At 71.8% G+C, this 10,222-nt stretch carries 10 protein-coding genes; 1 reads left to right on the top strand and 9 read right to left on the bottom strand.

What is annotated here, in order from left to right; genetic code table 11:
- Both DY240_RS22375 and DY240_RS22370 read right to left on the bottom strand, forming a co-directional pair.
- The coding region (locus DY240_RS22375; protein WP_199702042.1) for an ALF repeat-containing protein at positions 1–984 on the bottom strand (984 nt) is incomplete at its 3' end.
- Between the two features lie 13 nt (positions 985–997).
- Positions 998–3,463, bottom strand: a complete 2,466-nt coding sequence (locus DY240_RS22370) for a S1 family peptidase (protein ID WP_158602957.1) — start codon at positions 3,461–3,463, stop codon at positions 998–1,000.
- A 239-nt stretch (positions 3,464–3,702) separates the two neighbouring features.
- Between DY240_RS22370 and DY240_RS22365 the strand changes: the two genes are divergently transcribed.
- Complete coding sequence (locus DY240_RS22365; protein ID WP_119662057.1) at positions 3,703–4,062, top strand: MmcQ/YjbR family DNA-binding protein; 360 nt, start codon at positions 3,703–3,705, stop codon at positions 4,060–4,062.
- An 18-nt stretch (positions 4,063–4,080) separates the two neighbouring features.
- Here DY240_RS22365 and DY240_RS22360 read toward each other — a convergent pair whose 3' ends face one another.
- The 7 genes from DY240_RS22360 to DY240_RS22330 all read right to left on the bottom strand — a co-directional run bounded on the left by DY240_RS22360 (position 4,081) and on the right by DY240_RS22330 (position 10,183).
- On the bottom strand, positions 4,081–5,055 hold the full coding sequence (locus DY240_RS22360; RefSeq protein WP_199702041.1) for a dihydrodipicolinate synthase family protein: 975 nt from the start codon (positions 5,053–5,055) through the stop codon (positions 4,081–4,083).
- Between the two features lie 75 nt (positions 5,056–5,130).
- Positions 5,131–5,865 (bottom strand): amidohydrolase family protein, encoded by a 735-nt coding sequence (locus DY240_RS22355; RefSeq protein ID WP_119662046.1) that lies wholly within the window; start codon positions 5,863–5,865, stop codon positions 5,131–5,133.
- Entirely contained in the window at positions 5,862–6,743 is an 882-nt protein-coding gene (locus DY240_RS22350; RefSeq protein WP_119662045.1) for an amidohydrolase family protein, read from the bottom strand. Before DY240_RS22350 ends, DY240_RS22355 begins: the two co-directional genes overlap by 4 nt.
- Positions 6,740–7,504: an amidohydrolase family protein gene (locus DY240_RS22345; RefSeq protein ID WP_119662044.1), complete on the bottom strand. Its 765-nt coding sequence runs from the start codon at positions 7,502–7,504 to the stop codon at positions 6,740–6,742. Before DY240_RS22345 ends, DY240_RS22350 begins: the two co-directional genes overlap by 4 nt.
- Entirely contained in the window at positions 7,501–8,241 is a 741-nt protein-coding gene (locus DY240_RS22340; protein ID WP_147375439.1) for a creatininase family protein, read from the bottom strand. The genes DY240_RS22345 and DY240_RS22340 overlap by 4 nt, the downstream gene beginning before the upstream one ends.
- Positions 8,238–9,242, bottom strand: a complete 1,005-nt coding sequence (locus DY240_RS22335; RefSeq protein ID WP_119662042.1) for a Gfo/Idh/MocA family protein — start codon at positions 9,240–9,242, stop codon at positions 8,238–8,240. The genes DY240_RS22340 and DY240_RS22335 overlap by 4 nt, the downstream gene beginning before the upstream one ends.
- A gap of 104 nt (positions 9,243–9,346) precedes the next feature.
- Positions 9,347–10,183: an IclR family transcriptional regulator gene (locus tag DY240_RS22330; RefSeq protein ID WP_119662041.1), complete on the bottom strand. Its 837-nt coding sequence runs from the start codon at positions 10,181–10,183 to the stop codon at positions 9,347–9,349.
- Positions 10,184–10,222: the final 39 nt, after the last annotated feature.

Genomic DNA, 10,222 nt, shown 5'->3' with positions numbered 1-10,222 from the left:
GGCACGAGCGGCGCTCGCCGCCGCGCGAGCGGCCTCGACGGCGACGCGCGACGCGGCGACGGCGCGGTCGGCCGCCTCGGCGGCACGTCGCGCCTGCCGTCTGGCCTCGTCCGATTCCTGGCCAGCCAGCTGGGCGAGCCGTTGTGCCTCCTCCGCCTCCGCTCTGGCCGCCTCGGACTCGGCCTTCGCCCGCTCGGCCTGCGCCACGGCCCCGATCGTCTCGAGGGCAGCGAGGCGCGTCGCCTCGGTCGCGCTCGCCCGCAAGTCGTTCAGGGTCTGCGCCTCGTTGTCGCGGGCCTGTGCCACGCCCCAGTCGATCTGGACGAACCGCTCCAGCATCTCCGGGCTGCCGTCCAGCAGCGCTCGGTTCGCCGCGGCTTTCACCTGCGGACCGCCTCCGGCCATCGCCCGGCCGACGACGGCCCGCAAGTCCATCCGGTACGGCATGCGCCAGCCCGAGTCGAGGAACCGGCCCAGCGCTTCAGGCGTCCCGTTGCGCAGCACCGCGTTGGCAGCGGCCCGGACCTCCGGTCCGCCGGTCGCCCTCATCTGGCCCACACGGGCGCGCAGGTCGATCTGCCGGGCGATCTCCCACCCGCCGTCGAGGAACGCCGTCACGGCACCCTCCTCGTTCGAGCGCAGGGCCGCGGTGGCCGCGGCGGACACCTCCGGGCCACCGTGGGAGGTGATGCGACCCACCTGTTCCCGCTCGTCCTGCGCCACCAGCCGGGGCAGCTGCTCGAGGAACGCGCAGACCGCCGCGTCGTCGCCCAGCAGCGCCTCCTCGGCGGCCGGGCTGACGTTCACCCCGCCGGTGACCCAGGCCTCCAGCACCACCTGACGTTCACAGACCGGAGCGTCCGGCGGCGTCTCCGCCGCGACGGCCCGGGTCTCGTTCATCGGGCTGCCCGCGAGGAGCAGCGAGAGCGCCCCGCCGATGACCGTCGCCCTCCGCCGCGAGGGCCTGCCGAGAATCGCGCGCATCGCCGTCAACCCCTCAGCCCACGACCCGGAGTTCCAACAGGTTCTCCCGGCAGTTGTCCGGCCAGTCCGGATGATCCTCGTCGCAGGTGACGTCCGTGCGTCCGAACTGCTCGGCCTCGTCGGGCTCCACGAGCTTGGTCCGCTGCGCGCCGGACTCGACGTGCACGACGGTCGCTTCGACGTCGTGGCCGGTCCCCGGCGAGCCCCCGTCCCCCAGAACCATGTGCACGTTCGGGATCCGGACCTTCACGTACCCCGTCGGGCCCAGGACCTTGAAGCACACCGCCGTCACCCCGAGGTATCGCTCGCCGACCTCCAGCTCGCCGTTCAGCAGGCCGGGGAACACCTTGATGACGCTGACCCCGGTGGTCGTGGCCTCCGTACACGAGACCCAGATGATCCCGCCGTCGCCGGCGAGCAGCTCGAAGTTCTGTGCCTCGGCCTCGTCGGTCCCCCAGTCCTCCCGGCCCGAGGTTCCCGTGAACTCGTGGTGGAAGTCCACGGGATACGTCCGGTTCTCCACGATCGAGTCGGCGCCGGCCGGCCGGATGACCGTGACGTCGGGGTCGCCGGGCTCGGTCCGGCGTCCGACCACCCAGGCGGTGCGCGAGCCGGGACGGTAGGCGACGAGGTCGGTGGGCGAGCCCCGGTGGTCGTTGTCGAAGGCGACCAGCCGGTCGCGCGCGTCCTGCATGTCGTAGCCGCCGATACCGCCGCCCTGGTTGGAGTACACGAAGGAGGGGGCCGGAGCCCAGCCGCCGCCCGCCTGGCGGAGCCCGGGCAGGATGGTCACCCAGCCGCCGTCGGGCCGGTAGAAGACGAGGTGGTCCATGCGCCCCGACCCGTCGTAGTCGTAGGCGACGAGCTGATCGGCGGTCGAGGCGAGCCGGAGGAGCTTGTGCCGGAACAACGAGCGATACGTCCCGTTGCTCGCCCGATCGATGACGCGATACGTCGAGCTCTCGGCGTCCGTGCTGACATTCCCCGGCCGGTAGGCCACGAGGCAGTCCTGGCGCCCCGACTGGTGGCAGTCGAAGGCGATCATCCGGTCCCGCGCCTGCCGGAGGTCGAAGCCGGCGATCCCGGCGCTGTCCGTCGTGTAGACGTCCGGCCCGGTTCCCCAGGAGCCGGCGGCGTTGTCGTAGACCCACGAGCGGACCGTGACCAGCCCGGAACCTGGCCGGTAGAAGACGAGGTGCTGTCCGGCCGTCGCCCCGTGGTCGTCCAGGGCCATCATCTGGGTGGCCGCCCCGTTCAGCCGGATCAGTTTGTGCCGGAAGACCCGCTGGTACCCGCCTCGCGGATCGCGCTCGAAGACGCTGTACGAACCGCTCTCGCTGTCCCCGCTGACCAGACCCGGACGGTAGACGACGATGCAGTCCTGCTTGCCGGTACGGTGGCAGTCGAACGCGAACACCCGATCGCGGGCGTCGCCGAGCAGCACGGTCCCGGCGGTCGGCACCGGCCCGATGCCGCGGTCGCCGTTCGTGAACACCTGCTGGAACGACCCGTCGGCCCGCCGCTTGACCACCCAGTACTTCTTCTGCGAGCCGGGCCGGTAGATCAGCAGGTGATCCAGTTTCCCGCTGCCCTCGTAGTCGACCGCGACGATCTGGTCATTGACGTCGGCGAGGTTGTAGCCACCGATGCCGTCGAGGCGCCCGTCGCCGTCGCCGTCCGTCGAGTGGTAGGAGTTCGCGAAGTCGGCGCCGAACCAGACCGCGTTCCGGTCGATCCAGTCCGCCAGGACGTCGGCGCGGGCCGCCAGCGCCGACCGGTCCCCGTCGGACGGCGCCACCAGACAGCCGTTCTTCGCCGAGCCGACCAGGACACCGACGATCTGCACCGCACCGTCCGCCGACCGCGTGACAGGAGCGCCGGCATCGCCGTCGCACGCCCCTGCCGACTCGGCGGGCGCGCTAAGCTCGAACGAAGCGGCCGAGACCTCGCTCGCCGACACCGTGGCGGCCTGCAACTCGGCAGGCGCCCACACCGACTCCGTCCGGCCGAAGCCGCTGATCGCCAGTGTCTCACCAGCCGTCGCGGGAGCCTCGGCGACTCGCCATGGCGCGATGTCCACGCCCAGCGTCAGCCGCGCCAGTGCCACGTCCTGGTCCGGATGCGGCACGATCCAGTCGACGTCGCGCACATATCCGTCCGCCGTCGACCGATCCGGCCGTCCCACCGTCGCCGTCGTTCCCGCTGGCGCCGCGCCGGTGCGTACCTCGTCGTTCCCGCCGGCGGCCGTGAAGCAGGACGCCGCGGTGAGCACCCACTGCGGTGCCACCAACGCCCCGGAGCAGGTCTTCTCCTCACCGACCTCGATCCGCACGAGCTGCCGGACCCAGTCCGGGTCGACCGGGCCGCCGCCGGTCACCGCCGCCGCCGGCACGGCCAGACCGACGGCGACGACTGACGCGGTGATCGCTGTGAACGACCCTCGCAGCCGTCGGACCCTGGGTTCCCTGATGCCTGCCATGACCGCCCCTCTCAGCACACCAGAACCTCGCTCTGGGGCGTCCCCCCAGCCGAGCCACATGATCGCCAAGGGCGTCTTCACCACGGCTTCACACCTGCGTCACCGCACGTCAGCGACCAGAGGTGCTCACGCAACGAACCCGGGAACCGATGAGTTCGTGGGGCCGTCCCAGTCAACCCGTGCACCTGGCTGTGGAGAGGGGAACGATGGACGGGCTACGTGACCAAGGGGTGCCGAGCATGGCGGTGATCGACGACGTCAGGCCGCTGGGCGCGGAGTTGGAGCGCTCGTACCAGGTGTACGTCCGCGGCAGGTTGAAGTTCCGCGTCGGGCAGATCGTCTACGTGGCGTTCTTACTCGACGAGAGCGTGATGGGCTTCGCGTTCCCCAAGGAGGAACGCGCGGCCCTCGTCGCGAGCGAGCCGGACAAGTTCCAGCTGCCGTCGCCGTCGGAGATGCGCTTCCACTGGGTCCACGCCCAGCTGGCGGCGCTGGACCGGGCCGAGGCCCGCGAGCTGGTCGTCGACGCGTGGCGCATGGTCGTCCCCAAGAAGCTCGCCCGCGCCTACGACCTCGCCCATCCCCATGGACCTGGCTGAGGCTCGTCACGGGCGTGCTCAGGAGGTCACGCCGGGAAGGTGGTCGGCGAACTCGCCGAGGAAGCGATCGACCATCTCGATCTCGAGCTTGTCCAGGTGGTGGGCCGGTTCGCGGCACACCGGGCTGTCGAACAGTCCCCGCCGGACGCTGATGAGCTTCTCGGCGGCGATAATGAGCTCGGTGTCCTGCATCCAGTAGGAGATGAACGGCAGCAGTCTGGCGTGCAGCAGGTCGCCGTCGTCGTACCGGCCGGCCTCGAAGTGCTCCCAGATCTCGAGGTAGATCTCGGTGAACGAGCACCCCGGCTGGCTGCCGACGGCGCCGCGGCGGATCGCATCGGGCAGTTGCAGGCCGGCGTACCCCTCGACCGACCGGAGGGGTGGATCGAGCCGCAGGAGCTCGCCGATCAGCGCGCCCGGCGGACTCGACTCGACCTTCACGTACGCGAGGTTCGGATGGACACGCGCGATGGCGGCGATGTCGGCCGCGGCCATGAAGGTGGCGGTCTCCTTCGGCGCGTACTGCAGGACGACGGGCACGGGAGCGACGGCGGCGCAGACCGCGGCGATGTGCTCGGCGAGTGCGTCGCGGGACGGGGTCAGGAAGTGCGGCGGGAGCAGGTTGATCGCGTCGGCGCCGGCGTCCACCATCCGCCGCGCGTGGTCGGCGGCCAGGCGGGTGGCATGGTCCTGCACCGCGATGATCGCCGAGACACCGGGTCGCCGCGAGGTCTGTGCCAGCAGGCGGCCGACCAGCAGTCCGCGCTCGGCCTCGGTCAGTTTGTAGAACTCCGAGGCGAAGCCGGGGAACATCACGCTCGTGACGCCGGTGCCGAGGACGTGGTGCACGAGCCGGTCGAACCCGGCCAGATCGACGTCGCCGTTCTCGGTGAAGGGGACTTCGAGCACCGGCGAGATGCCGGCGATGAGCGGGTCGGGAACCTGCCCCTCGGATGCCGGCCGGTCCGTGGCGCTGGAGCGAACGTCGATCACGAGTACCTCTCAAATATCGATGTCATTTTCGAGCTGGTGGACATGGCTCCACCAGGTAGGTGCGAAGCCTGCGCGTCAGAGAGCCAGGAGCGCCCGGAGCGTGCCGCCCAGGACGAGGGATCGTTCCCGGTCCGTGATCGGCCAGTCGCGGATGCGCCGTACCTCGCTCTCGGCGACGGTGTAGGGCTGGTCGGTGGAGAACACGAGCCGGGACGGGGTGATGGCCGGGTCCGAGCCCAGCTCGCTGAGCAGGGTGTCCCACGGGGCGTAGCTGGTGTCGCCGAGCAGGTTGGGCGCGGACCGCAGCGCCTCCGCGGCGTCGATCCAGAAGTCGGTGGCGCCGCTGCGACCCATGATGAACGTGACCTCGGGGAACCGGCGGGCGAGCAGTGCCAGGGTCAGCGGCAGCGCGTTCGGCGGCGTACCCGTCCGGACGTAGACCGGCCAGCGCTGGTCGGAGGCGAAGCGCAGCAGCGGGTCCACGAGGCCGTCGAGCAGGTCGAAACCCTGCAGCACGGAATCGACGGCGAGCGCCCGGGCTCCGGCGTCGCGGGCCCGCTCGAGTTCGGCGACGGCCTCGCCGCCGCGCCACGGGTTGGCCACCGCGTACGCGACCAGGCGACCCCTGGAGGCCGCCGCAGCCGCGGTGGTGGTCGCGTTCCCGCGGCGGTTCTCGTAGGCGATCGCCGCCTCGTCTGGGGCCACGCAGGCGACGTCGATGCCGAGGCGGTCCATCCGGTCCAGGAGGTCGGGGACCGTCAAGCTCGCCTCGCGGCCGTGTCCCACCCGGACATGGGCGTCGACGATCATGCCACCACACCCAGCGTCAGGCCGAGCGCGCCCAGGGCGTCGGCGTGGATGATGCCGTCGACGGTCTCGTCGCTGATCCGAGGCAACGCGGTCCCCTCCAGGATGTCGTTGACGCGACGCAGGCCGGCGATGGCCTCGGCGGCGGTCGCGATCGGGAAGTCCGAGCCCAGGAGCAGCTTCCCCGTCACGCCCCACTCCTGGGCGTAGAGCAGCGACTCGTAGCACACCCACGGCCGCAGGTAGATCGACGAGACGTCGGCGTAGACGTGCGGATGCTTGCGCACGGTCACCACGGTCTCGCGCGCCCAGGGATGGCCCATGTGTGCCATGACGATCCGCAGTTCCGGGTGCGCCAGAGCGATCTCGTCGACCACGAGGGGATACGTGTAGCGCAGCGGCGCCTGCCGGATGGGCGACGCCCCCTGGTGGAACAGGATCGGCAGACCATGCTCGGCGCAGAAGCGGTAGAACCGGTGCGCGGTCTCGGTGAGCGGGTCGAAGTCCTGGTAATTGGGGCCGAGCTTGACGCCCTGCAGGCCGGCGTCGATGCAGCGCAGCGCCTCGTCGACGGCACCAGGGTGCTCCGGGTGCACCGACATGAAGCCCACCCGCCGGTCCGGCGCCGCGCTCACGAACTCGATGGTGGCGTCGTTGGTGCGCTCCGGCGGGTACGGCAGGCCCGTCGCCGCCTCGGGGTCGGGGACGGCGATGTTGAACACGATCGAGACGTCGGCGGCGCTCGCCGCCTCGTCGAAGTCGGCCCAGCTGTTCGTGGTGACGACGGGACGGTCGGTGCGCCACGAGCTGTAGGAGCGGACCTCGGCGGCGGGCACCGGGTCGCGGTGCGTGGGCGTGTGCGTGTGGACGTCGACGATCATCGGGCGGACCTCTCGAGCAGGCGGCGGGGGTTGTCGACGAGCATCGCCCGGCGCCGGTCGGCCGAGATGCCCCAGCCGTCGATCTCGGCGACGCGGGCCACGGCGTAGTGCTGCTCGGCCTGGTCGGACAGCCCGGCGTCGGTGCCGAAGAGGATCCGGTCGGCCGGTCCGTGCTCGACGATGTGCCGGGCGGCGTACGGCGGCGTGCCGCAGATGCACAGATAGAGATTGGGCGTCTGCCGGCAGGCCTCGAGGGCCTCGCGCCAGCAGTCGTGCAGCCCGCCGTGGCCGAGGACGACGGGCAGACGGGGATGGCGGCGCGCCAGAGCGGCGATCTGCGCGGGTGTGGAGTAGGGCGGCGTGCCGTCGTGGCACAGCAGCGTCCCGCCGCGTTCCACCAGGACCTCGCAGATCGGGTCGAGCGTGCGTTCCTGCAGGCTGAAGCCCTGCAGCCAGGGATGGAGCTTCATGCCGCGCAACCCCAGCTCGTCCATCATCCGGGCCGCCTCGAGCGCGGCGTCCTCGTGCCGCGGGCTCACCGTCCCGAAGCCGATCAGCCGGTCCGGGTCGGCGGCGACGAAGGCCGCCAGCTCGTCGTTGGCCCGGGGCGACGGGTTGAACAGCCCGTCGTGACTGAGCACCACGGCGCGCTCGATGCCCGCGGCGTCCATGAAGGCGAGGAAGTCGGCGGCGTCGAACGTGGCGCCGCCGAGCCAGGACGACGTTCGCCAGGCGGGTGTGTGGGTGTGGAAGTCGATCACGTGGGCTCCTGGGCGAAGGTGGCGAGGTGTCGGGCGAGTGCCGCGGCGGCCAGGGCGACGATCTCCTCGCCGGTGGCGGGGTCGGCGCCGGCCGGGTCGTCGGACCAGCCGTCGATGTCGCGCCAGCGGCGCCGGCTGTGCACCTGCAGGACCTCGGCGGGCGGCAGCGCGCCGGCGCGGCGCGGCGGCTCGTAGGCCTCGCCGTCCGGCGGTGTCCAGCCGGTCGCCAGCATCATGGAGGTCTCGAACCGCCCGGCGTGGCCGGGGACGTTGAGGTCCGCGCGCGGATCGACCAGCCGCCAGTAGTCCAGATGCGCGACGGCCACGCCGTCGTGACCGGCGGCGACGTCGGCCGCGGCGGCGTGCACGACCCCGGAGTTGCCGCCGTGGCCGTTGACGACGACGATGCGGGTGGCACCGGAGGCGATCATGCTGCGCAGCAGATCGGTGAGGACGGCCAGCATGGTGGCGGCCGTCAACGACAGGGTGCCGCCGAACGGCAGATGATGGGCGGAAGCGCCGAACGGCAGGGCGGGCGCGACCACGACACTGACGCCGTGCTCCTCGTGCGCCCGGCGGGCGGCCGCCGCCGCCAGCAGCGCGGCGAGCCGGCTGTCCGTCCCGGTGGCGAGGTGCGGGCCGTGCTGCTCCACGGCGCCGACGGGCAGGACGACCACCGACGTCGGCAGCGCGGCGTTGAGCTGCTCGCGCGTGGCCTCGTCCCACGACAGGATCATCGCGCCCACCGCCCGCCGTCGACGCCGGCCGGCGTGGCCCGCACCCGGCGGTCCAGCGCCTCGGAAGCCGCCAGGGCGCGAAGGCCCTCCTCCCACGTCGGGCTCAGCCGCCGGCTGCCGCTCTGGATGCCGCCGACGAACGCGTCGAGCTGCCGGTCGAAGGAGCGGGGCACCCGCTCGCCCTCGAAGCGGACGACGTCCTCGCCGTCGCGGCCGGTGATGGTGAGGTCGAACGTGTGCCCGTCCAGCCGCACGGTGGCGGCGTCGCCGACGAACGTGAGCTCGCAGGGTGGCAGGGCGGTGGTGAACCAGCCGAACTCGACCAGGGCCTGCGACCCGTCGGGATAGGACAACCGTCCACCCACCAGGTTCGGCGCGGCCAGGTCCGCCGCGGTGCGCACCGCCCAGCCGTCCTCCAGGCGTCCGTCTCCGCCGAGGACGTGGCTCAGCCAGTCGAAGACGTGGGAGCCCTCGTGCAGCGCCGGGCTGCCGTGCTCGAGCGTCGTGCCGATCAGCGCGAGGTGGGCGGCGTCGGCCTCGTCGCGCACCTCGTCGTAGATGTGGGCGCGCACGAGGATGGGCCCGTCGCCGAGGCGGCGCTGCTCGATCCAGGTCCTCAACCGGGCGATGGCGGGGTCGTGGCGGTAGGTCAGCCCGACCTGGAGCCGCCCGAGCAGCTCCGGGGGGAGATCGAGAATGCTCGTGGCCGCTTCGACCGAGGTGGCGACCGGCTTCTCGACCAGGACGTAGCCGCCGCGCTCGAGCACCGTCCGGGCGAGCACCGGGGTGACCCACGGCGGCGTGGCGACCACCACGGCATCGACGGCGGGAAGGTCGTCGAGCGACGCGAACGTGGGCAGCCGGCCGGAGACCAGCTCGGCCGCCCGTGCGCGGCGGGCGGCGTCGACGTCCACCAGACCGGTCAGCTCGACGCCGGGATGACGTAGCAGGGCGGGCAGGTGCGCGCCGACGCCGATGGCGCCGAGACCCACCAGAGCCATGGTAGTCTTCGTCGCCATAATCCTTCCAAATGTCGAAAATTCCTTCGATATTCTCCGATCGTAGAGGCTCTGAAGGCATCGACGCAAGGGTCTTCCGGTGCGCCTCAGTCGCGGCGCGCGCGAGCTCCGGAATAGCCGAGTTTCACCGAGATGGCCGACGCCAGCTCGATGAGCCGCTGGCCGACCGCCCGCTGCTGGCGCACCGAGGCCAGGTCCTTGGCGAACGCGGTGACCCCCACCGCGCCGGCCACCCGGCCGTCGGCACCGAAGAACGGGGCGGCCACGCACGCGACGTTGGCCTCCTCTTCCTCGTACTCGACCGCGTAGCCGTCGGCCCTGACGACATCCAGCAGGGCGAGGAAGTCGTCCTTGGAGCCGGCCTTCGCCCGCGGGCCGCGGCCGTCGGCGAGATGATGCAGCAACTCGTCCAGCTCCCCCGCCCGGTACTGGGCGACGATGGCACGCCCGAGGGCGGTGAGGTTGAAAGGCGACAGCTTGCCGGGGTAGGTGTCGAACTGGATGATGCCCGTGGCCGCGGCCTTGGCGACGTAGACCACCGAGGCGCCGTTCAGGACGCCGATGTGCACCGGCATCCCGAGGTCGTCGGCCAGCCGCTGCATCTCCGACTGCGCCACCGTGGCGAGGTCGACGTTGCGGGTGAGCCGCACCGCCAGCCCGTACAGCGCCAGGGTGGCGCGCCAGAAGTGACTGCGGCCGACCACCCGGCGCGAGGCATAGCCGCGGCGTTCGAGGGTGTAGACGATGGACGCGCAGGTCGCCAGCGGAATGTCGGTCAGCTTGGACAGCTCCGTCAGCGTGAGGCCGTCGTCGTGCGAGACGAGGGTCTCGAGCACCGTCAGCGTCCGGCCCGCGGCGGGTGCCGGGTCCTTCTCCTTGCCCGCCGTACGTCCCCCGGCTCCAGTGACCAGTTCTGCGCTCATGTCCGAAGACTAGACCGGCACCAGGACATGGACACGCGC

Source organism: Jiangella rhizosphaerae (genome assembly GCF_003579925.1).
Classification (GTDB): Bacteria; Actinomycetota; Actinomycetes; order Jiangellales; family Jiangellaceae; genus Jiangella; species Jiangella rhizosphaerae.
This window is presented reverse-complemented; position numbering and strand designations above follow the sequence as displayed.

What these genes read in the sequence shown, in the direction of transcription:
- DY240_RS22330 (WP_119662041.1), bottom strand. Translation starts at nt 10,183, where the DNA reads ATGAGCGCAGAACTGGTCACTGGAGCCGGGGGACGTACGGCGGGCAAG.
- DY240_RS22370 (WP_158602957.1), bottom strand. Translation starts at nt 3,463, where the DNA reads ATGGCAGGCATCAGGGAACCCAGGGTCCGACGGCTGCGAGGGTCGTTC.
- DY240_RS22355 (WP_119662046.1), bottom strand. Translation starts at nt 5,865, where the DNA reads ATGATCGTCGACGCCCATGTCCGGGTGGGACACGGCCGCGAGGCGAGC.
- DY240_RS22340 (WP_147375439.1), bottom strand. Translation starts at nt 8,241, where the DNA reads ATGATCCTGTCGTGGGACGAGGCCACGCGCGAGCAGCTCAACGCCGCG.
- DY240_RS22335 (WP_119662042.1), bottom strand. Translation starts at nt 9,242, where the DNA reads ATGGCTCTGGTGGGTCTCGGCGCCATCGGCGTCGGCGCGCACCTGCCC.
- DY240_RS22365 (WP_119662057.1), top strand. Translation starts at nt 3,703, where the DNA reads ATGGCGGTGATCGACGACGTCAGGCCGCTGGGCGCGGAGTTGGAGCGC.
- DY240_RS22350 (WP_119662045.1), bottom strand. Translation starts at nt 6,743, where the DNA reads ATGATCGTCGACGTCCACACGCACACGCCCACGCACCGCGACCCGGTG.